This window comes from Acinetobacter sp. 228, from assembly GCF_048147885.1.
The window spans coordinates 49619-72313 of the sequence record NZ_JAYWYV010000002.1; the positions used below are offsets into that span (position 1 = coordinate 49619).

General features: G+C 39.3%; 18 protein-coding genes. 13 read left to right on the forward strand and 5 right to left on the reverse strand.

The window, feature by feature from the left end:
• Positions 1 to 5: 5 nt before the first annotated feature.
• Positions 6 to 2672 carry a type VI secretion system ATPase TssH gene (gene tssH, locus VXQ92_RS01720; protein WP_416680083.1) on the reverse strand — a complete coding sequence of 889 codons (2667 nt, stop codon included), beginning with the start codon at positions 2670 to 2672 and terminating at the stop codon, positions 6 to 8.
• Between the two features lie 360 nt (positions 2673 to 3032).
• On the opposite strand from tssH, the gene VXQ92_RS01725 reads away from it, so the two are divergent.
• From VXQ92_RS01725 to VXQ92_RS01780, 12 genes are all read left to right on the forward strand, one after another.
• Complete coding sequence (locus tag VXQ92_RS01725; RefSeq protein WP_416680084.1) at positions 3033 to 3692, forward strand: hypothetical protein; 660 nt, start codon at positions 3033 to 3035, stop codon at positions 3690 to 3692.
• A 26-nt stretch (positions 3693 to 3718) separates the two neighbouring features.
• Complete coding sequence (gene tssB / locus VXQ92_RS01730; RefSeq protein ID WP_416680085.1) at positions 3719 to 4222, forward strand: type VI secretion system contractile sheath small subunit; 504 nt, start codon at positions 3719 to 3721, stop codon at positions 4220 to 4222.
• Positions 4215 to 5696, forward strand: a complete 1482-nt coding sequence (tssC, locus tag VXQ92_RS01735; protein WP_416680086.1) for a type VI secretion system contractile sheath large subunit — start codon at positions 4215 to 4217, stop codon at positions 5694 to 5696. The genes tssB and tssC overlap by 8 nt, the downstream gene beginning before the upstream one ends.
• 48 nt (positions 5697 to 5744) lie before the next feature.
• On the forward strand, positions 5745 to 6248 hold the full coding sequence (locus VXQ92_RS01740) for an Hcp family type VI secretion system effector (RefSeq protein ID WP_064096151.1): 504 nt from the start codon (positions 5745 to 5747) through the stop codon (positions 6246 to 6248).
• Between the two features lie 76 nt (positions 6249 to 6324).
• Positions 6325 to 6801, forward strand: coding sequence for a type VI secretion system baseplate subunit TssE (gene tssE, locus VXQ92_RS01745; protein WP_416680087.1), 477 nt, complete (start codon positions 6325 to 6327; stop codon positions 6799 to 6801).
• Positions 6802 to 6806: 5 nt separating this feature from the next.
• Positions 6807 to 8621, forward strand: a complete 1815-nt coding sequence (gene tssF, locus VXQ92_RS01750; RefSeq protein ID WP_416680089.1) for a type VI secretion system baseplate subunit TssF — start codon at positions 6807 to 6809, stop codon at positions 8619 to 8621.
• Positions 8585 to 9577, forward strand: coding sequence for a type VI secretion system baseplate subunit TssG (gene tssG / locus VXQ92_RS01755; protein WP_416680090.1), 993 nt, complete (start codon positions 8585 to 8587; stop codon positions 9575 to 9577). The genes tssF and tssG overlap by 37 nt, the downstream gene beginning before the upstream one ends.
• Positions 9574 to 11004 (forward strand): hypothetical protein, encoded by a 1431-nt coding sequence (locus VXQ92_RS01760; protein WP_416680093.1) that lies wholly within the window; start codon positions 9574 to 9576, stop codon positions 11002 to 11004. The genes tssG and VXQ92_RS01760 overlap by 4 nt, the downstream gene beginning before the upstream one ends.
• 47 nt (positions 11005 to 11051) lie before the next feature.
• Complete coding sequence (gene tssM, locus VXQ92_RS01765) at positions 11052 to 14897, forward strand: type VI secretion system membrane subunit TssM (RefSeq protein WP_416680094.1); 3846 nt, start codon at positions 11052 to 11054, stop codon at positions 14895 to 14897.
• Positions 14898 to 14939: 42 nt separating this feature from the next.
• Positions 14940 to 15899: a type VI secretion system-associated protein TagF gene (tagF, locus tag VXQ92_RS01770; protein ID WP_064102156.1), complete on the forward strand. Its 960-nt coding sequence runs from the start codon at positions 14940 to 14942 to the stop codon at positions 15897 to 15899.
• Position 15900: 1 nt separating this feature from the next.
• Positions 15901 to 16677, forward strand: a complete 777-nt coding sequence (locus tag VXQ92_RS01775) for an OmpA family protein (protein WP_416680095.1) — start codon at positions 15901 to 15903, stop codon at positions 16675 to 16677.
• Between the two features lie 359 nt (positions 16678 to 17036).
• Positions 17037 to 18275 (forward strand): tyrosine-type recombinase/integrase, encoded by a 1239-nt coding sequence (locus VXQ92_RS01780; RefSeq protein ID WP_416680096.1) that lies wholly within the window; start codon positions 17037 to 17039, stop codon positions 18273 to 18275.
• Between the two features lie 13 nt (positions 18276 to 18288).
• On the opposite strand, the gene VXQ92_RS01785 is transcribed toward VXQ92_RS01780, so the two are convergent.
• The 4 genes from VXQ92_RS01785 to VXQ92_RS01800 form a co-directional block, all read right to left on the reverse strand.
• A protein-coding gene (locus VXQ92_RS01785) for an IS3 family transposase (RefSeq protein ID WP_141667081.1) occupies positions 18289 to 19427 on the reverse strand; the annotation gives its coding sequence in 2 pieces (ribosomal slippage) (positions 18289 to 19169 and positions 19169 to 19427; 1140 coding nt in all).
• Positions 19396 to 19944 (reverse strand): transposase family protein, encoded by a 549-nt coding sequence (locus tag VXQ92_RS01790; RefSeq protein WP_416680099.1) that lies wholly within the window; start codon positions 19942 to 19944, stop codon positions 19396 to 19398. The genes VXQ92_RS01785 and VXQ92_RS01790 overlap by 32 nt, the downstream gene beginning before the upstream one ends.
• Positions 19945 to 20098: 154 nt before the next feature.
• On the reverse strand, positions 20099 to 20791 hold the full coding sequence (locus VXQ92_RS01795; RefSeq protein WP_416680100.1) for a response regulator: 693 nt from the start codon (positions 20789 to 20791) through the stop codon (positions 20099 to 20101).
• Between the two features lie 259 nt (positions 20792 to 21050).
• A complete protein-coding gene (locus VXQ92_RS01800; RefSeq protein ID WP_416680101.1) occupies positions 21051 to 21971 on the reverse strand; it encodes an NPP1 family protein in 921 nt (306 codons plus the stop codon).
• A gap of 134 nt (positions 21972 to 22105) precedes the next feature.
• Between VXQ92_RS01800 and VXQ92_RS01805 the strand changes: the two genes are divergently transcribed.
• Positions 22106 to 22588, forward strand: coding sequence for a hypothetical protein (locus VXQ92_RS01805; protein ID WP_416680102.1), 483 nt, complete (start codon positions 22106 to 22108; stop codon positions 22586 to 22588).
• Positions 22589 to 22695: the final 107 nt, after the last annotated feature.

Genomic DNA, 22695 nt, shown 5'->3' on the forward strand with positions numbered 1-22695 from the left:
TAGCTTTATACAGCATCCGTTTTCTGTTTCCGGATGCGTTTAGTTTTCGCTTTAGATTGCTGTGGATCTAAGTGATAAATGATTTCATCATTTTCAACATCAATCTGAATTTTTTCAGGAACTTTTTCCTCACTCAACGCCATCAGAATTTCAGTCGCTAAAGCGGGCAATACGCTGGCATTAAGAATATGGTCAACATTACGGGCACCACTATCAACTTCTGTACAACGGCTTAGGATAAGCTCTAACAGATCATTGCTATAAGTAACTTCAGTCTTGTATTGAGCTTGTACACGCTGAATAATTTTGCCAAGTTTATGTTCAATGATTCTGATCAGCAGATCATCATGCAGCGGGAAGTATGGTACGATCTGCATACGTCCCAAGAACGCCGGCTTGAACTGTTTATATAAACTTGGCTTAATCTGTTCAATAAGTTCATGTGCACTTGGCCAGTTTTCAGGTTCCTGATTGAGACAGACCTGCATAATCGCAGATGATCCTGCATTTGAAGTCAGCAAAATTGTAGTGTTTTTAAAATCAATCAAACGACCTTCACCATCTTCCAGCATGCCTTTATCAAAGACCTGATAAAACAGTTCCTGCACATCACTATGTGCTTTTTCAATTTCATCCAGCAGAACCACACTATATGGATTACGGCGAACAGCTTCAGTCAGTACGCCACCTTGCCCATAACCGACATAACCTGGCGGTGCGCCTTTTAATGAAGAAACGGTATGTGCTTCCTGATATTCAGACATATTAATCGTGATTAGATGTGATTCGCCCCCGTGCAGTTCATTGGCGAGGGCGAGGGCAGTTTCAGTTTTACCAACCCCACTTGGTCCCACTAATAAGAAAACACCTTGTGGTTTGTTAGGATCTTCCAATTTGGCTTTAGACGTTTTAATGCCTTGCACCAGTTGTTGCAGGGCATAATCCTGTCCCATCACGCGCTGAGCCAGACGATCTTCAAGTTGTAATACTTGCCGGATTTCATCATTGACCATCTTGCCCACTGGAATACCTGTCCAATCCGAAATGATTTCATGAATGATGCTGGTATTGACCCGTTCAAAGACCAGTGGTTTTTTTTGCTGTACTTCAATTAGTTCTAAGCGTAATTTTGCAATTTTTTGACTGGATTTTTCATTATGTTCTTGTGCCTGAATATCCCGGATCTGCTGAACAATCTGCAATTCACGTTGCCATTGCTCTTTAAGACACTGGATATCCTGTTTTAGATCTGAGATTTTTTTAGAAAGATCATTTAGTCTGGCATGATGAATTGGCAGGTTCTGGTTTTCCTGGGTTAATAGCTTGTGTTCCAATTCCAGATTATGCAGTTGTGCTTGTAGTTGATCGAGTTGTGCCGGCTGCGCATTTTGAGTCAGTGCAACACGAGCAGCTGCAGTATCCAGAACACTAATCGCTTTATCTGGTAACTGACGTCCACTGATATAACGATGTGAACTATATACAGCAGCGATAATCGCTTCATCATCAATCTGTAAATTAAAGTGTTGGGCCATCACCGGAATCATGCCACGCAGCATGTCAATCGCGACCGCTTCAGTCGGTTCCTCAACTTTAACGACCTGAAAACGGCGGCTGAGCGCTGCATCTTTTTCAAAATACTGTTTGTATTCTGCCCAGGTGGTTGCTGCAATAGTACGTAATTCCCCCCGTGCAAGTGCCGGTTTGAGTAAATTAGCAGCATCATTCTGGCCTGCCTGACCACCTGCGCCAATTAAGGTGTGTGCTTCATCAATAAACAGGATGATTGGATGAGAAGAACTTTGTACTTCCTGGATCACCTGTTTCAGGCGGTTCTCAAATTCACCTTTGACACTGGCACCGGCCTGTAACAGCCCCATGTCCAGCACATGTAATTGCACATTTTTCAGAGCGTCAGGTACCTGTTGCTGGGCAATTTTTAGTGCCAAACCCTCTACCACCGCAGTTTTACCGACACCCGGTTCACCCGTTAAGATCGGATTATTCTGACGACGGCGCATTAAAATATCCAGCATTAAGCGAATTTCAAATTCACGCCCAATTACCGGATCAATTTTTCCTTCAACAGCTTTCTGGGTCAGGTTGATCGTGTATTGATCCAGTGCTGGTGTTTTTTTGAGTAAAGTTTGAGAGTTTGGAGTTTTTACTGGCAGAGAAGGATGAGTTTGAGTTGACACATTTTCGATACTGTCCTGACATAAAGCCAGAAACTGATGCTTCATTGTATCGATCGGAATCAGTTCAAAAATACAGGATGAACGCATCGCAATCTGATACAGATCGGAAGCAGTCAGTAAAGCTACCAGTAGGTGTCCACTACGGATGACAGGTTCTTTTTCAGCAGATGCCAATAGCCAAGCTTGCTCAAGTAAACGGATAATTGACTTGGCAAAAATAGGGGTGCGTGAGTTTCCTTTGTTAAGCTGGAGTAAACTTTCCTTTAGATCATCCAGCAGGGCATCTTTGGAGAGCTTGTAATTTTTAAGCAGAAACTGGACATCATTTAGCTGTTCATGCGACAGCAATTCCAGGAAAAAATGTTCAATTTCGATTTCGTGGTTTTGCTGGTTAATACAGGTGTTGGCAGATTTCTCAAGACATAAGCGTGCATGATCAGATAATTTAGTAATTAAAATTTTTAGGTTATTCATGTGTTTCTCATTATTTATTCTTGCAAGGCATAATGTCTTTAAAAATTAAAAAATACCACTGTGCTGTTCTTATTATTTATTTGAATGACTGCAAGCCAATCATTTTTACTGATCTATTTGATCATGTTGTTGCATATTTTCTAACAGAATAAAATGATCAAAGTCATATAATCTTTAACATTATTTGAAAGACTGTTAAAAAATATTTTACAAAAGTCAATTTTTGTTGTTGACTTAGTGTGATCATTTTTTGTTAAATTCGCAAGATGATTTTTAAACAATAAATACAGAAAAATCATTTCAAGTAAAAAAATCAACAACCAGAAAAAGAAAAAATTGAGGCTTATTTTGAAAAAAAATATGAGTTCCATACTCGTGCTGATGATGGCTGTCTGCACGATGAGTTTGATGCAGACGCATGCTGCAACCCTGAAAAAATCATGTCTTAAAGCGTATCCATTGGCTAACGGAGATACTGATCCAGAAATACTGCAACAGTATGAACAGCTTTGTGCCAAGCCAACTCAGAAAGATCTTAATTTGCAGCGTGAAATTAAAGCCAATATTGCACAACTTTATCTGGATCGTGGTCTGCATCTGAAGGCACTTCAAGCTGTAGATCAGTTAAATCGTGAAAATTATACAACACGTCAATTAACAGATATCACATTCCTTTCTGGTGTGGCGATTTCAAATAAAGCTGTGAATTATATGCGCAGCACCGAAATTCGTCCGCTGACTGAAGAAACCTATGCCATTACCAAAGTTTTCAATGACAATGTACGTCTGTCTCAACCCGTCACTGTAATGCCTCTACGTGCACAATATAACTCAAGCACCAAGAAACAAAATGTGGTGAGTTCAAATAAAAAATCCAGTTCGACCAAGTCACGTCCAAGTGCTCCGACTAAAGCCAAAGAAATGTCTACCAGTAATGTTGTCGCCAAGAAAAATGAGCCTATCGTCACACGTAATGTCCCGCCTACCTCCAATCCATTTGGCGCACTTCGTAATAATTAATAAAAAATAATATAGGAATCAGCATCATGGCTAAGCGTGAAAGTGTACAGAAGAAATTACAGCGGATTCGTCCACCGCGGGTTCAATTAACTTACGATGTGGAAGTCGGTGATGCACGTGAAGTGAAAGAATTACCTTTTGTGGTTGGGGTACTTGGAGACTTTTCAGCAGCATCCGAGCTGGAAAAAACCAAACTAAAAGACAAGAAATTTATCAATGTGGATTTAGACAATATTGATGAAGTCATGGAATCACTGGCGCCACGTGCCAACTTTCAGGTTGAGAACACGCTGACTGAAGAGGGTGGCAAGATGTCTGTAGATCTGACTTTCAATTCCATGGGTGACTTTAAGCCAGAACAGGTGGTACAGCAGGTTAAACCATTACGTCGGCTGGTTGAGGCACGTGAACGTTTAACGGATTTACGCAACAAAATTTCCAATAATGAACGTCTGGAAGATCTTCTTGATGAAGTGCTGAAAAGTACGGATCAGATTCGCAAGATGAGTGTGGAGGTTGAAAATGAGTAATTTAAATGCAGCAACTGCTGAAAATACGAATGTAGAAGAATACTCATTACTTGACTCTATCGTTGAGCGTAGTCGTATCGCGCGTACTGATGAAGAGCATGATCGTGCCAAAAGCCTGATTGGTGAACTGGCACGCGAAGTCATGGCAGGGACAATCACCGTATCTGACAACATGATCCTGGCATTGGATAAACGTATTGCCGAAATCGATGCGCTAATTTCAACCCAGCTCAGCAAAATCATGCATCATGAACAATTTCAGAAAATTGAATCAACCTGGTGTGGTTTATATTATTTCTGTCAGGAAACGCCATCCAATTCCTTGATTAAAATCCGGATGTTGAATACCACTAAAAAGGAATTGATCAAGGACTTCCAAAGTGCGACTGATTTTGACCAAAGTACCTTATTTAAAAAGATTTATGAAGAAGAATATGGTTCTTTCGGTGGTGCACCTTATGCGACCTTGATTGGTGATTTTGAGTTTGATCGTACGCCATCAGATATGTTTCTACTGGAACAGATTTCACATGTGGCAGCAGCAGCACATGCACCATTTATTTCGGCAGCTAGTCCAAGCATGTTTGGTCTTGAATCATTTACTGATATTGATCGTCCACGCGATGTTTCCAAGATTTTTGAAACCGCTGAATATGTGCAATGGCGTTCCTTCCGTGAAAGTGATGATGCACGTTATGTCGCATTGACCATGCCACGTGTATTGGGTCGTCTGCCATATCATCCAAAAGAAGGTACTGCAACTGAAGGGTTTAACTACGTTGAAGAGGTTTCTGGTGAAGATCATAACGAATATCTATGGATGAATGCAGCTTATGCCTTCGGTACCCGTTTGACCAATGCATTTGACATGCATGGCTGGTGCGCAGCGATCCGTGGTGTAGAAGGGGGTGGTGTGGTAGAAGGCCTACCTGTACATACGTTCAAGACCAATGATGGTGATGTAATATTCAAATGTCCAACTGAAATTGCCATTACCGACCGACGTGAAAAAGAACTCAGCGACTTGGGTTTTATTCCGCTGGTGCATTGCAAAAATACAGATTATGCAGCGTTCTTTGGTGCGCAATCGACCCAGAAACCAAAAAAATATGACAATGATGCAGCCAATGCCAACTCAGCTTTATCAAGTCAGATCCAATACATTATGGCAGTTTCGCGTATTGCGCATTATTTGAAAGCGATGATGCGTGACAAAGTCGGTAGTTTTGCTTCAGCTGGTAATGTTGAAGCCTTCCTGAATGACTGGTTATCACAATATGTACTCTTGGATGACGGTGCTTCTCAGGAATCCAAGGCGCAGTATCCATTACGTGAAGCGTCAATCAAAGTTGTAGAAAGTCCAGCTGAACCTGGTCACTACAAATCAGTGGTCTTCTTGCGACCACATTTCCAGCTTGATGAGTTGTCAGTATCCCTGAGACTGGTCACTGAATTGCCGCAATCGAGTAACTAAGCCGGTTGCATTTTTAATTATTTATAATAAAACAGGTTAAAAATAACAATGAAAGATATATACGTCCAATTTCGCGGTAAATATAAAGTAGATGGTGAATCACGCGATTCTGAACATAAAAGCTGGCTAGAAGTAAATTCCTGGTCACATAATATTCGTCAGCCAAAATCTGCAACTTCTTCTAGCGTTGGTGGCCATACCGCTGAGCGTGTAGAACATTCTGACATGATTTTTGTTAAAGACCTGGATGCAACCAGCCCCAAACTTTGGGAAGCCTGCTCTGCTGGTTATACCTTTGATGAAGTGCAAATTGACTTCTATCGTGCCAACGGCGACAAGCGTATCAAATACCTTCAGATCAAACTGAAACACGTGCTGGTTTCTCAAGTAACGCCAAGCGTGAATGAAGAAGGTGTACCGACTGAAGCATTTGGTCTGAAATATGCTGCGGTTGAGTGGACTTATAACCAGCAAGATATTAACGGAACACAGAAAGGTGCCATAACCAAAAAATGGTCATTATCGAATAATACCGCATCTTATGCAGCTTAATTCTTCTGTGTTTAGAGGCTTGCATATGCAAGTCTCTAGCTGAAATTTGAATATTCCAAATGGATGATGGAAACGCATGAATCTGGATCAGCTTTATCCTTATGGATTCCGTCCAACCTTGTTTGACCGACTGTTGCCACAAGATGATGTCAGTACACAAGGCCAGTCGATTCAGAAATTGCGTGAAGCCGTGGCGGCAGATCTGGAAGATTTATTAAATAGCCGCATGGCCAAACTGGATCATATTATTGATGACTATGCTTGGGTAAAACAGTCCATCCTGCAATTTGGCATTATTGATTTTGTCGGTTTATCGACCGCAAACCCAATGGATCGCGACAAAATTTGTCGCTCAATTGAAGCATCTATTTCAGCACATGAACCACGGCTTAAACATGTACGGGTAGAAATGCTGCTGGATGAAAACAATATGGGTAGTCTTTGCCTTAGCATTCATGCCTATTTAAATATCCATCCTTTATATGAACCTGTAGTTTTTGATGCTTTACTGAAACCGACCACACAACAATACGTTATTTTGCCAAGATTATAATTAGAATGAGCGCGATTGAAGAAGTATTACCTTATTACGAAAAGCAGCTGCAGGAATTTAGCCAGCAGTCCCGAGAATTTGCCAATAAATATCCTAAAATTGCCCAGCGTCTGTCCTTAAATCAGGAGCAGATTGACGATCCTCATATTGAACGCCTGATTCAGGCATTTTCACTGATCTCGGCACGCATTGATAAAAAGCTGAATGACAGCTATCAAATTTTCACCCGATCAATTTTTGAGTTGATGTTTCCCCAGTATTTAAAGCCGTTTCCAGCATGTTCTATTGTTAGTTTTGAAGATGTCAATAAAATCAAACAGCTGAGTAATGCACATCGGATTCCTAAAAATACATCTTTAAAGTCTAAAAGTGTACGCGGCGTACAATGTGAATACCGGACTGTACAGAATGTGACTTTACTCCCCATTGCATTGAAATCTGTCAATTTCAAAACTCATCCTTCGGCACATATTCACTTAAACCGTAATGCCACACTGATTTTGGATTTTGAAATCTTTAATCATCAGCTGAAATTACTGCCACAGTACCAGCTACCCATTTATCTGGATGCAATTTCAAGTTTTCCTTTACAGGTTATGGATCAGATATTTAAGTCTGAAACCCAATTTTCAATCAAGATAGATGATCAAGAATTTAAAATTCCTAATCCATTTGAATTGTTAGGTTTTACTGAGGAAGAGAGTTTACTGCCGGTGGATCAGCATACTCATCATGCATATCGATTATTACTTGAATACTTTTGCTTTCCAGACAAGTTCAGTTTCCTGAACCTGAATATGGATTTTCTCAATCAGGTCGAACCCGATACGTCGAATTTTGAGCTGCATCTTCACTTTAAAATGAACCTGAATGATCAGGCCGCGATTCGCAATTATTCAGAACTGGATCTCGCCAATTTCAAGTTGTTCACTACACCAGTCATTAATCTGTTTGAGAAACAGGCCGAACCACAGAAAATCAATCATCAGCGACTGGAATATTCACTCATTTCAGATGCGCATCATCCTGAATATTATCAGGTGTATTCGGTTTCCGAGATGAACCTGATTCGTGAAAAAAGTGATAAAGAACAATTTGCCCATCAGGTCTTACCGTTTTTTGCCATGAGTCATTACCGGCATGAAGGTGCACAATTTTACTATCATCTGCAGCCAGAAATTGCCAGTACGCAAAAGAATGACCTGAAATTTTCTTTAATTTCCAAAAGCCTGGAGCCACAGAATACCTTCTCTGATTTTATCAGTACTCGGCTGCTGTGCTGTAACCGCGATCTGCCTTATGAAAGCTATAACAAGGATCAGAATGCACTCAGCTTAAATGACAGTCAGCTGGCTCGACGTGGAGTGTTGTTAAAGCGCCCATCTTTACCTTATATATTCAAGCAGAGCCAAAAAGAACAATGGCGTATTATTTCCCATCTTTGCCTGAATAATCTCTCCTTGATGAAAGGCGATGCAGTCACGCATCTTAAGGAATTGCTGGAACTGTATAACCTGCCAGCTTCCAAAGAAAATCAGCAGATGATTGAAGCAATTCAATCGATTGATTTTTCATTGAGCCAGAAATTATTGGACCATAAACCTTTTCCACTGTTTGTCCGTGGTGTAAGTGCAAAGGTCAAGATGAATAACGAAGCATTTCGCGGATCAAGTCTGTATGTCTTTGTCCAATTGCTTAATCATATTTTTAACCTGAAAGTACAAATGAACAGTTATGTGGAAATGGTTGTAATTGATGCTGCAACAGAACAGGAGGTATACCAATGCGTGCAGAACGTTGGTGGCAAAAAACTTCTGTAGTGGAGCAGCTGTATCAGCAGCCAACCCGCTTTGAACTGGTGCAGGCGACTCGTTTGTTGCGTCATTATCCTGAGCAAAATCAATTACAGGACTGGAACAGGGGATTTAGTTTTACGAGTTCACTGAACCTGAATTTTGCAAAATCCGAGATTGAATGTCTGGAATGGAAAGATCGGAAAATTCAGCTGACCAGCGCGATGATTGGCTTGACCGGTATACAGGGAGTATTGCCTTATGCCTATACCTATCGTATTAAGCAAAGTCCACGTCAACAGCGTGAGGAAACCCTGCATTTTCTCGGGTTGTTTAATCATAAACTCACCGCGCAATATATTGATGCTTCAGTTAACTATCATTTGCCACTGCGCTATGAAATTGAACAGGACAATTATTATCTGGAAATTTTACATGCGCTAAATGGCTATGTGCGTGAACAGCATCAGCAGAATCATCTGGATGATTATTTTGCTGAATTTTCCGGCTTAATGCAGGGGCAAAATAATAGTGCTTATGTGCTGAAAACCATGCTGAGTTGCATGTTCAAGCATAAGGTGAAGATCAGGGAGTATTTACCAGAACAGTTCAAGCTGGAAGATTTTCAAAAATCTTCCTTGGGTGGATCTACTCCCGCTTTATTGGGAATCAATAGTTTTTGTGGTGAATTGCTGACCCAGATTGATGAAAAAATTGAAATCGTAATTGGCCCATTAAACCGGCAAGACTATCTAAGCTTTCTTCCGCAACAAAAGCAGAGCGAAAAACTCAAACAGATCATTGCAACCTGGTGCAGCCCGACCTTGATGGTGGATCTGCGGCTGATATTAAACAAGGAAGAAATCCGTCCCATCCGGCTTGGTGATGAAAGTGTAGGGCTAGGACAGGGCGCTTTTCTGATGCCACAAGCATCTGCTGATAATCAGGAAACCTGTTATAGCCTGATGGGGAGAGCAGCATGATTAAGGTCATTGTCTCTACTATTCTGGCGTTGATCCTGATTACAAGTAGTCTAGTCATCTACTACTGGCGTGATGTGCAATACGATCCAACCGGCATGGATATGCTGCAATTCTTTATTCTGCTGCCGGTTTGTGCTGGCTTGTTATTGCTTTCTCCATGGCTGATTTACACATCGCTAAAAGCTTATCAGACAGGGAAAGCACAAAAGTTAGAAGCTGCTAAAAATAAAGAGCAACATCTGCAACAGCAAAGTGAACTAGAGAAAAACAAGGAGAAACCGGTCGAAGAACTGACGCTAAAAGTCTATTCATCTGCGGCAATCCACAGCTTTGGTGAAAATCAGGACATTATTGATGCTTTGCAGGCGTTTAAAAGCCCGGAACTGGATGAAACCTTGGCCAATCACTATGGACTGCCCATCCTGTCTTATCGTATTCGGAGTCTGGACGAGCTATTACCCGAAGCAGAAGAGAATGACACCCTGCACAGCATGCGAGTGCAACGTATAAATTTACTGATTCAGCAGCAGATGGAGCAACATAGTGAAAGCCTGTATCACATTGCTACACATCTTAGAAAGTCAGCTATGTTCTATGATGCAGAGACAGCTTATCAATATCGTATGCATCCGGGCTGGATCAATGAACAGTTTGATGAAGAGAAAGAAACGGATATTCCAGTTGAACAGGTTGCACGATTAAATAAATTGAATCTGCATATTCTGCTGCCGGCAACCTTAATTCATCTCTGGCCAGATGAAACCCAACAGAAGCTGATTGAACAGCTAGAACAGCAATATGAAATTGTGCAGAGCCAGATTCATGTCGAGTTTCATTATGTCGATCATAACAATGCCTATTCACTCTGGATGAACCTGCTCAATGATATTCAGCAGCAAAATGAACTGGTCAGTCTGGTGATTGCTGTACAGTCTGAAATTGACCAGGAGTGGCTGGAACAGCAGTTATGGCAGTCGGAACAATATCTGCCGGGAGAATATGCAGCGAGTATATGCCTGTCTTCACTACAGTTAAGCATTGAAGATTTGACAGAAATAAAAACAATAAAATTCGTTAAGCATGTCAAAAATATTAGTGAATATTTGAAGAAAAAAAGTCCAAACTTTGCTGATCAGCTACAGCAGGAAGCTGCATTTATACTTTTTCTGGATGATCCCTTACAGATCAGCACAGCAAAGAAGGTTCAACAGTATCTGGGTAAATTTGGAATAGAACTGCATCACGGCCTGTATTGTTATGCTTATCTAGGCGGTGCAACAGAGATGAAAGCACTATTTGGAATATTGCTGTGTATGCAAATGAATGAAGATGTCATTACATTGGCTTATTCAGTACAGCATCCTCAGATATTTTTTGTCTATCAACCCGTCAGTATGGTTGAGGAACTTGAACAGAACGCAGCCTGAAAAATTTTAAAAATCTGAAAAATAATAAAGAAATATAAGAGATTACAGTGAATACATTATTTTATACGATCTTGGGATATGTCTGGCAGTATGTGACCAATCCAAAAGCGATTATGGCATTGTCATTTTTCGTGGTGATTTTTTCCATGAAAAATACCGTTTCCGAGCGTGTGTTCTGGATTCTGGTAACGGTTTATAGCCTGATACTGATGATCTGGGGTATTTATGCATTAATCCAGCATTATCGACATGCCAAAAAAGGTGAAGAGATTTACGAGGCGATTGCTAGTACCACTGAAGCTGAACAGTACAAGCATAAGAATAAGGAAGAGTTACAGCTGATCCAACAGCAGATGAAGGAGTCAATTCAACTGATCCGCAAGTCCAGACTTGGAGATCGTAAGGGCAATGCTGCGCTATATGAGTTGCCCTGGTATATGGTGATTGGCAATCCGGCAGCTGGGAAAAGCTCTGCCATTTATCATTCAGGGCTGCGCTTTCCATTTGAAGAACATCACCAGAAAATGGTGTCTTCTGGCTTAAGTGGAACCCGTAACTGTGACTGGTTTTTCTCAACTGAAGGTGTTCTGCTGGATACTGCAGGACGTTATTCAGTCTATACGGAAGATCATTCTGAATGGCTCGGTTTCCTGAGCATTCTTAAGAAAAATCGTTCTAAGACACCTGTAAATGGCCTGATTGTCATTGTCAGTATTGCTGAACTGGTCAGCCAAAGTCCGGAAAAATCTATAAAATTAGCCAAAAACCTTCGTGCCCGTATTCAGGATTTAACCGAACGTCTGGAAGTTTTTGCTCCTGTATATCTAGTCTTTTCTAAAATGGACCTGATCGCAGGATTTACTGAATTCTTTGACTGTTATGATGCACAGGAATTTGATCAGGTCTGGGGGGCAACCTTACCGTATGCAGCCAATTCTAGCGAGCAGGCGGTAGAATTATTCGAGCAACATTACAACATTTTATACGATGGTCTGAAAAGTGTCAGTACAATACATCTGAGCCGTCGCCATTCACAGCATATTTCTCCAAGTGTCATGACTTTTCCGCTGGAGTTTAAGAGCTTAAAACCGGTTCTAAAAACCTTCATTTCTACACTATTTCAGGAAAATCCTTACCAGTTTAAACCGATTTTCCGAGGCTTTTACTTTACCAGTGCCTTGCAGGACGGCGTAATTGAAAGTCCGATGACGGAACAGATCGCTGATGATTTTCATCTGATCCGCAGTGATGATAGTGAAATTGGTCTGCCGAAACAGTCTATTTCTCAGGATCATGGTTATTTTCTGAAAAATCTGTTTTCTGAGGTCATCCTAAAAGATAAGCATTTGGTGCGTCAGCATATTAACCCTGCGAAAAAACGCCAGCGCTTTATGGCCTTCACAGGAGCGATTCTTAGCATATCAATTGTTCTTAGTTTATGGCTATGGTCCTACCGTAATAACCAGCAGTTGATTGCTGAAGTTCAGGCTGATCTTAATAAAGTAGTAAAGATGCAAGTACAGGCAAATCCTTCACTCACTCATCAACTGGATAGCTTGCTGATTTTACAAGGTCATTTACAGCAACTGGATCAATTTGATCAAAACCGGCCATTGAAATACAGTTTCAGTTTGTATCAAGGTAATCAGATTCGGGAAAAACTGCAAACTGAATATCTGAAAGGCATTGAGCATCTGGTTCTTCAGCCAACCCAGCAACAGATTGCACAGTACCTGCAACGGGTTAAAGCCAATGAAGCAGTTCTAAAAGAAAATCATATCCGGGTGAAAATCACCCATGTGGCGCAAGGACGTCAGATTGCTTCAGAACCTTCTGATCAAAATTCTCAAGATGCCTACAATGCCCTGAAAACCTATCTCATGTTGAGTAATCCTCAATATATGGATTCCAGTCACCTAAGTGATCAGATGACGCGTTTCTGGCGTACATGGCTGGAGCAAAACCGGGGTGAAATGCCGCGTGGAGAAATGATCCAGAAAGCTGAACAGATTTTAAGCTATGCCATTACATTGTCAGGACATAATGGTTTCCCTCAGATGAATTCTGATGCGGTACTGGTTGATCAGACCCGTCAGATCTTAACAGCGATTAACACCGGTGTTTCTGCACGTGATCGCGTTTATAACGAAATCAAGATGCGTGCTGCGGTGCGTTTCCCGGCAATTACGGTAAAACAGATTCTGGGGGAAACTAACCAGAATGTCATGCTGGGCAGCTATGCTTTGCCAGGAGTTTATACCTATCAGGCTTGGAAAGATTATGTGCAGCAAGCGATTGAACAGGCAGCAACCAGTTCAACGGATAGTCGAGACTGGGTGTTGAATACCACACAATCAGATGACTTAAGCTTTAGTGGTAGTCCTGAACAGATCCGTCGCCAGCTGACTGAGTTGTATAAAAAGGAATATATTGCCGAATGGCGTAAGTTTCTGAATGCGGTTCATTATGCCAAGGCAGGTGATTTTAACCAGCAAATCAAACAGATTGATATCCTGGGTGAACCTGAAAATTCTCCAATCAGGACGTTGATCCAGCATGTGGCCAAAGAAACCAGCTGGGATAATCCGGTGGTTCAAGCAGAACTGGCTGTGCCACAAAAAGGCTTTATTGCCTGGTTCAAACGTAAAGTGCTCAATCGTGATGCAGAAAAACAAGCACAACTGGCGAGTAACCAGTTAGGCCATGGCGTGATTGCACGTGAATTTCAGGTATTCTACCAGATGGCGCGTCATCGGGATGATCTGCAGAATCAATCCCTGCTAGATGGCTACATGCTTTCGATTTCCAAAATCCGCAGTCAATTCAATGACCTGAAAAGCTCTGGTGATATTGGTCCTGCAAGTATGGCCTTAGTAAAACAAACTATTCATGAGCAGAATTCCATTTTCAACACCACCCATAAATTTGTGGCCGAGAAAATGTCGGCTGGCACTACAGAGCTGGATCAGCAGCTACTGCAAAACCTGCTGATTGCACCCTTAATCCAGTCTTTTGGAAGCCTGATTGTTCCTGCACAGGCAGAAATCAACAAGCTTTGGACCATGCAGTCGTACCAGCCATTTACCCAGAGTCTGGCTCAGAAGTATCCATTTAGCAGTCAGGCAAATTTACAAGCTACTTCTAATGAAATTAATCAGATTTTTGGTGAAAGTGGCAGTATTGCACGTTTTGTAAAAGAGCATCTGGATCCTTTGGTGATCCGTCGTGGTTATACCTTAACTTCAAAAAGCTGGCAGGATCTGGGGATCAGCCTTAATCCAACTTTTGTAGCGAATTTCCAGACCTATGTAGCACCTAGTCATGGCGTAGCAACAGGTGAATTGAATCAGGGGCAGCGTATAGTACCGGCTGTAAACCAGTCCAATTTCCAGTTCTACCCATTGGAAAATCCAAAACTTTTAGCCTATACCTTTGATATCGATGGGCAGCGTATGCTTTTTGAAAATGGGGTACAACAATGGGTGAACTTTGTCTGGCCAAATCCGGGATCGATTCCGGGTGCGCGTATTACCGTGGTGGATCTGGAAGGGAAGACCCACACCATTTTTGATGAACCAGGTGAATATGGAATTAACCGCCTGATTGAAAGTGCCCAGCGTACCCAAAAAGGCAATAACTTTGAAATGATCTGGAAGAGCAAGGAGAATCCGGAACTTTCAGTAAAAGTAAACTTCCGGCTGGTTAGCGGCCAGAATAGCAATTCAATTGGTGGCCAGCCGAACTATACCAACCTGCAACTGGTAGATCAGGTAGTTTCCAATAAATCGGTGCGTGTCGTCGCTGCGCAAAGTGTTTCTATATCTCCTCAGCAAAGCTCAGGCCAAGCAGGTCCGACTACGGCATTCGCCAATACAGGAGCAGCTGTACCATGATGAGGATTCAACTCAAACTGAAGAAAATGGTGGAGGTGAGTAATGTATGAGTTAAAAACTACACCACTTTATTATGGTAAATGTCCAGCTCGTGGCGATTTTCTCAAGTCACGAGGACAATATCAGCTGATTCAGCTGATTGATCAATGGATTACGGAAGCATTGGAATTTGCCATGCAAAAGACAGAGTTCAAACAGGCCTATGCGCAATTACCATCGCTGGATTTCTTTATTGCCAATCCGAAGGCAAGGCTATTTCTGGTAGCGAATCTGATTTCCAGTGAAGACAGCTCAGGCCGGCAGTTTCCCATGGTAGTCAGTCATCTGATTGAGCATGAACAGCCATTTGAAAATATCGTGTATTCACCCTTGTGTTATAAGTCAGCACTGGTTGAGCTTTATCAGTGCAATCGTGTAATGCGTTCAATACGAGATAGCGATATTTTGCTGGATAAACTGAATAAGCTTAGTAACCAGATTATGGTATCCAGCTATGAAGAGGCACAGATATTTTATGAACCTCATACTATTCATTCCTTTGCTAGACTGATGAATCTTAGTGCGTATCAGCTGTCGCAAAGCCTGATTGGATTGGGATTATTGCTGCAACCGGTTATTCAGCAAGGCACAAGTCGTTTGAATAAGGTACTGATTTTACCCATTCATAACATCAGTTATTGCTATGAAATTGCAGCATTTTGGGTCAGTTTAATCAGTCAGTTTGTGAAACATCATCATACAGAACTATTGATTGGTGTATTGCATCAAGAAAAGCCAATCTTGTTATTTGGCTTTAAAGGTGCAGACATACAGGCTTTGAGCGACATTTTCACGGAAAATCTGGATAGTCAGCATTGGGTATCACTTATCAATGCAACCTGGATTGATCAATACCTGGAAAATAATGCAGGCCTGGCAACACTGGAACAGTCCTTAAGTGAGCGTCAGATGAGTCTGGCTCGAGGCATCAAATTATTTAAACAGACATTTGTAGAAATATAAAATGAATATAAAAATCAAGAATTTAAAATTAAAAAAACTTATAAAAATCAATACAATATCATACTTATTAGTGAGTTTTTCTGTATATGCACAACCGGTCATTATCGAAGGTGCTGTACCAAACGAAAACACTAAACAGGAAATATTGAGTAAATTATATACAACTTATGGACGGAAAAATGTAGTAGATCGCATCCAGATCCGTCAGGTCACGGCATCAGCAGGCTGGTCAAATACCGTCAGCAATGTAATTAATGAAGACCTGAAAAAGGTAAGACAGGGAAAATTAACAGTAAAAGGTGCTGATATCCAGCTGAGAGGTAAAGTATCAAATCCTGTTCAAATTCAGGAAACTACAGCTAAATTTCAAAGCCTTATACCAACAAATTACCGTTTAAATACACAGCTTTCAGTCAATCAGATAGAACAGCAGATTATTGATGCAGCATTGAAGAATCGAATCATTGAATTTGAATCTGGCAGTGCGGTATTGGCAGCTTCAGGCATACAGATTCTGGATGAAATGGTCAGTGCCTTAAGTAAGGTGGGTAGTAAAAAGGTACGAATTATTGGCCATACAGATAGCTCTGGCGATGCTAATAAAAACCTCATGTTGAGTCAGCAACGTGCAGAAGCCGTTAAAACTTATTTGATCGCAAAAAATATTCCGGGACATTTACTGAACACCGAAGGATTGGGATCTAGCAAGCCTGTAGCGGATAATACAACGGCTGAAGGTAGACAGAAAAATCGTAGGATTGAGTTTGAAGTGCTTTAAAAATATAAGTTGCTTAAGCAGCAACCAGACAGGCTTGAGTCATACGTTGATCTCGAAAATCTTTGAGAACTGAGACGTTGTATTTCCTTGTCAATCATAGTGTTCAGCATCTCGATTCATATCCAGTCCATGATGTTGATGCGCATCATAGACAAGACATTTTGATTGGTGAGAATGCAGACATTTCTATTTTGGGCTTACAGTTACATTTCGTATAATGTATATTATGTTAAATCCGATACACCTAACAATAACTTCATATCCTTCTTTCTTAAACTAGAATTCAATAACTTAACTAATTTCTATTTCAATCATAAAATATGATATGTTGACCTTAAGAATACTTCATAAACTTTATTATGTTTGCTTTAAAAACAATTAATTTGGAAAAGAAAGTTTCAAACGAAAATCAAATTATTCTTTTATTTGATCTGGATTCATCTTGTCCATGTTTGTACCCTATGCTGTACACCATGAAATTTCTTAGATTTCAAAGTATCTCTACGCAGCATGCAGATTTAATCGCAATAAAATTTTGGTATGAATTTTGGTTTGAAAAGTTTGCCACGTCCTTTTGTGAGTCGTTTTACTCTACATCCTACAATTTTGAGATCATCCAAGTTGAAATTGATAATTTCATTGTCTATTTAGAAAACAATAAAAAATTTGATAGCAATCTTATTCGGCTAAGAAATACAGACCATACCAATTACACAACAATTGGCCATAGAATTAGATCCTTTCTAAAGTTTTACAACTTTTTGATTGATGAATACTTAAGCATCCAAACACAGCCGCAACTCACGTTGAAGGAAATTCAAAAAATTAAAGAAAACTTGAATAAATATATGACAATAAAGAAAAAAATTATAAATAACTTTTCAAAAGCCAATAAAACAATTAAAAGTGAGATAAATCATAATTTTAAGAGTATGAATCAGGAAATGATTAAAGGATTGTATTCAGTTATTTCACCGAGCAACTCTAATAGATACAATGAATTAAACCCTTTTAGATCTAAAAGTGTGCAACTCAGGAATTTTCTGATCATACATCTCATGCTTAATTATGGTCTCAGAATTGGTGAGCTTATGCTACTAACAACCAATTCTATTAAAAAATCAATTCAGAATCATAATTTTAGTTTAATTATTACAAATACAGATGATGAGTTCGATGAACGATCAAAAAAGCCAAAAATCAAAAATGAATATTCGTACCGAGTAATAAAACTACAGGAACGAGACTATAGAATTCTTCAAATTTATATAAATGAAATACGAAAAGAAATTCCTTCACAAATCTTATTTACATCTTTAAAGCCTCCCTACTCTGCTTTAAGTTATGCCAGTGTTAAAAAGATATTTGATCAAGTAGATTTGTCATTAAAAGCATTGTTACCTGAGTGTTTTGATACTTCAGCTTATGATTCAATAGAACGTCTAACTCCACACGTATGTAGACATTCTTGGGCTTATATGATGTTAAGTTTTTCTTTTGAGAAATATAAGAAAGAAAATGCTAGTCACTCTGATCTCAAACAAAGTGTAAATGATGCTCTACTAAAAGCACAGGATGGACTGCTCCCAGTATCTTAGACATGAGATAGCCTCATTTTGAAGCTGTCTCGAATGCTTCTGGGCTCATACCATCGAGGTGCGAATGACGCCTGATTCGATTGTAGAACATTTCGATATAATCAAACACATCCGCACGAGCCATTTCTCGTGTTTTATAGATTCTCTTTTTAATTCTTTCCTTCTTTAAACTGCTAAAAAAAGATTCAGCAACAGCGTTGTCCCAACAGTTTCCTCTGCGACTCATACTGGGAATTAAATTATGCTTTTGACAGAATTTCTGCCAGTCTCCACTACTGTATTGTGAGCCTTGGTCTGAGTGTATGATCACAGGTTCATCGGGTCTGCGTCGCCATACTGCCATGAGTAGTGCATCAAGAACGATATCCTTAGCAAGAGTTGGTTTCATTGACCAACCGATCACTTTTCTCGAATATAAATCAAGCACTACAGCCAGATATAACCAGCCTTGCCAAGTCCGAATATAGGTAATATCAGTTACCCAGGAAGTATTCGGAGTATTCACAACAAACTCTCTATTTAAATGGTTGGGTGGCACAATCTGAGGACGACCACGGCCATAACTTTTATGCTTCTTGTATCCTCTAACTGCTGCAATACCATTGTTTTTCATGATCTTCAGTACACGATTCGGGCCACAGCCTTCACCTAGTTCTTTAAGATCCAAAGTAATGCGACGATAACCATAAATACCATAACTAGCATCATAAGAAGATCGGATGAGCTGTAATAACCGTTTATCTTCAATAGTTCTGCCTGATTCGGGTTCATGCAACCAAGCGTAATAACCAGCACGAGCAAGCTTTAAAACCCGACACATCGTTTTAATCTTAAATTGATTACTGTACTCAAGAATAAACTGATACTTTACTCGGGCAGACTTGCAAAGTACCTTGCGGCCTTTTTTAGTATGTCCCGTTCCTCTTCAGTTTGTCTAAGTTGACTTTTAAGACGGAGGATCTCTTTCTTTGCTTCGAGCAATTCATGTTCATCAGGGTTGTTGCGTAAAGGCTGTATCGCCTTTAACCATTTATAAATACTGTGTTGTGATACACCTAAACGTTCCGCTACATCAGTGACAGAATATCCTCGTTCAGTAATTAATTTTATAGCTTCGTCTTTAAATTCTGGGGTATATCGTTGTCCACTCATAATGTTTTCTCCTGTGCAAAAAGAATAGACGATATTTGTCTAGGAGAGTGGTGGCAGTCCAAAGAATAGACGATATTTGTCTAGGAGAGTGGTGGCAGTCCACTGTGGCATCCACGATCACAACATTCCAGTCGATGCCTTCACCTTCGGGTAAACTCTTCGGTAAATTAAACAGATTGGAGTGAATCAGGCAGTCTTCAACATGGTGTACAATTCTTGAGGCTGTGGGCTCTGAAACCCCGTAACTCGTAGCAACGTGAAATAAGGTTCGGTATTCCCGCCAATAGCTCAGACAGAACAGAACCTGATCCTCCAGGCTTAACTTGGGCGGCCTGCCTTTAGCAGGGACATGTATTTTTAATTGGTCAACCATCCAATAGAAGGTTGACCATGAGATGCCCGTGTATCGCTTGAACTGAGGATCAGAAAGCTTGTTTGAATCGATGTATTTCATCCGCAGATTATGCACGAATGCCAAGAAATCTGGAGTGCAAATATTAACCAAAAAGAAGACCATTTTTTGATTTATGAAAGAGATCTATTAAACGGTCAATGTAAATTTATAACAATAGATGGCGATCTTGTTTACTACAACCAGGGCTTAAATTTAAGGCTATTTGGATGAAGTAAAAACTCTTTGATGAATCTAAATTTGCTGACCACTTTTGGATTTAATTAATTAAACCTATTTGTTTAGCTGCATAAATTGCCTTAGTACGGGAGTTCACTTCCAGCTTTTGATAAATTTTTTTAATATGTGCATCTACAGTGTATTTTGAAATATTAAGCTCCAAGCCAATTTCATAGCTGCTCGATCCATTGGAGATGCAAGTCAATATTTCTATTTCTCTTTGTGATAAATTGGTATGAACGTGCTCATGGCTCATCGGAAAATCACTCAATGATTTTTTAAATTTACTTAGAATTTTTTTTGCGATATGTGGGTCGATAATAGCACCACCTTTCAGCATTGTTCGTATGGCAAACATCAATTCAAAATCATCTGTTTCTTTTAAGACATAACCTGTTGCACCTACATTTAAAGCTTTATAAATAACATCTAAAGTATTCCATTCGGAAAGAACCATAATAGGTACAGTATTTGTACTTTTTGCACGAATATGCATAATAAAATCGATGCCATTGCCATCCGGTAAATTTAAATCTACCAGCATAAATTGTATGGAATTTTTACTGCAAATATTTACAGCAAAATCTATGGTTTGAGAATAGAAGATATCTTTTTCTTTATAACCAAAAGTCTGTAAGACTTTAGAAATCCTCAATTGGTGAGTAGGATCATCTTCTAAAACCAGTATTGGCTTGAGCAATGGCGTACTGAAATTAAACATTTTACCATCCATTTGATTTACATAGATTCTCTTCCTTTAGCCATAGAATTGCTATCCCTAAAATTTGGGATTTTTATATAATTTATTTCAATCATATACAATTATTACAAAAAAGTGAACCACTTAACAAAATTCAAAGATATCAGTTCATTTAATGCATCCGTTATATATTTAAAAAGTCCGCCTTTTAAACCAGACTTTAAACATCTTCAATGACGGAATTAAATACGAACTAATGTGCGCAGCGAAAGTTAAATTCAAACGATTTCATTTATTCCTCAACATTTTTCATCGTACATTTTTTAGAGTTTTCTATAAAATCGACATTTGCGTTCACTAAACCTTTAGGTCTTGCACATTGTATCCATTGCAAATCATTAACACGCGGTACTGCCTTATCGAATTTTTGCTGAGCAAAATAATCATAAAAATTTGAATATTTTGGATCTAGATTATTTTTATTCTTGGTATAAATTTTATTTAGCTCACGAATATCTGCTAACTGTGAATTCTTAAAACCAAACCATTGATTGTTTGGTGTAGGATTTGTATTTTTGACAATATGGTTTTTATCTGCACCAGCAAAGCCCATGCTGTGTGTACCTAAGTTTGAAATGTATTTAACTGCAAATACATTTGGCATATCTGCTAAATGCGGTGCTTTATCAATTTTTTTATACCGTGTTTCATCATGACGGCTGACTGTTAAATAAACTGGTTTATCATTTTCCATCCACAACACTGCATGTTCCCAATCATGAATATGACCGAATACACCCATATCATGCACTGTATATAAACCGAAAATTCGAGCTTTATATTTAGAATTTTTTGATTGGACTTCATTATAAAGTATATAAGAATGATCTAATTGATTTTTTAATTGACATACATTTTTATAATCCTTAAAGAAATTAGTTGTACTGCTAATACCTGCATTTTTTTGAATGAACTGATCGGTTCTATTTTTATAAAATGGCGATGAAGCTAAACAGCCAGAATCACTAAATGCAAATACTACGCGGCCTTGATCAATATCTGCTGGCGCGTTCAATGTATCAGGCAGGCTATAACATGACCGGTCATCATTTTTACACGTATTGCCCCCCCAATTGGGTGCTGTATAGGCATAAGTGGATAAAAGACCAAGACCACTTGCAAGTAACATTGATGCTATTTTAACATCCTTCATAATACTGAGCTCTTATTCAATCATTTAATTTGAAATATGCCTGAGATAAAACTGCTTACAATACTTAAAATTAGGTATATAACAAAAAATAATAATAACTATGATTGGATTAAAAGATTAAGGAATACTCTCAAATGAATATTTTTTTAGTACTTAGTGGTATTTTAAGTTTTGTTGTCTGGTCTCATACAGCCTTTGCTGCGAACTGTACTATTACAGCTGATGCAAGCACTGTGAATTTAAACTTAGCAACTTCATCAGTAACAACAAATGTATATTTTAAGAATTGCATCAACCGAGTTAGGCCTAGCTTTCAATGGACAAATACTATAGGGAATAATGGTGCTTTCTATTTAAACAATCAAGCCAGCACATCCATCCCAGTACCTTTCTACGCTAGAATTGGCGGTGAATGGGATAATACTAATCCAATCGTAGGAGCAAGCCAATCTGCTGCTTCTGCTTCAATTAATTTTGACCGTTTCTTTTCTTCATCTGTCACTACTAAAAATTTGACAATGTATACACAATTTTCTCTGGCAGACTTTGGAGATTTGTCTAAATACCCAGCAGGAACGTATAAGACATCACTGATTTTTAATGCTAACGAATTTTAGCTAATCAATCATATTGATATTCAGAATACCTAATTATAGTTATTTCTGAATGAATTATTAAATTTTAGAATTATTCATATATTCAATATTTGAAAATATATATTTTT

Coding starts and splice junctions, on each gene's coding strand:
- tssH (WP_416680083.1), bottom strand. CDS start 2,672: ATGAATAACCTAAAAATTTTAATTACTAAATTATCTGATCATGCACGC.
- VXQ92_RS01725 (WP_416680084.1), top strand. CDS start 3,033: ATGAGTTCCATACTCGTGCTGATGATGGCTGTCTGCACGATGAGTTTG.
- tssB (WP_416680085.1), top strand. CDS start 3,719: ATGGCTAAGCGTGAAAGTGTACAGAAGAAATTACAGCGGATTCGTCCA.
- tssC (WP_416680086.1), top strand. CDS start 4,215: ATGAGTAATTTAAATGCAGCAACTGCTGAAAATACGAATGTAGAAGAA.
- VXQ92_RS01740 (WP_064096151.1), top strand. CDS start 5,745: ATGAAAGATATATACGTCCAATTTCGCGGTAAATATAAAGTAGATGGT.
- tssE (WP_416680087.1), top strand. CDS start 6,325: ATGAATCTGGATCAGCTTTATCCTTATGGATTCCGTCCAACCTTGTTT.
- tssF (WP_416680089.1), top strand. CDS start 6,807: ATGAGCGCGATTGAAGAAGTATTACCTTATTACGAAAAGCAGCTGCAG.
- tssG (WP_416680090.1), top strand. CDS start 8,585: ATGCGTGCAGAACGTTGGTGGCAAAAAACTTCTGTAGTGGAGCAGCTG.
- VXQ92_RS01760 (WP_416680093.1), top strand. CDS start 9,574: ATGATTAAGGTCATTGTCTCTACTATTCTGGCGTTGATCCTGATTACA.
- tagF (WP_064102156.1), top strand. CDS start 14,940: ATGTATGAGTTAAAAACTACACCACTTTATTATGGTAAATGTCCAGCT.
- VXQ92_RS01775 (WP_416680095.1), top strand. CDS start 15,901: ATGAATATAAAAATCAAGAATTTAAAATTAAAAAAACTTATAAAAATC.
- VXQ92_RS01780 (WP_416680096.1), top strand. CDS start 17,037: ATGTTTGCTTTAAAAACAATTAATTTGGAAAAGAAAGTTTCAAACGAA.
- VXQ92_RS01790 (WP_416680099.1), bottom strand. CDS start 19,944: ATGGTCTTCTTTTTGGTTAATATTTGCACTCCAGATTTCTTGGCATTC.
- VXQ92_RS01795 (WP_416680100.1), bottom strand. CDS start 20,791: ATGGATGGTAAAATGTTTAATTTCAGTACGCCATTGCTCAAGCCAATA.
- VXQ92_RS01800 (WP_416680101.1), bottom strand. CDS start 21,971: ATGAAGGATGTTAAAATAGCATCAATGTTACTTGCAAGTGGTCTTGGT.
- VXQ92_RS01805 (WP_416680102.1), top strand. CDS start 22,106: ATGAATATTTTTTTAGTACTTAGTGGTATTTTAAGTTTTGTTGTCTGG.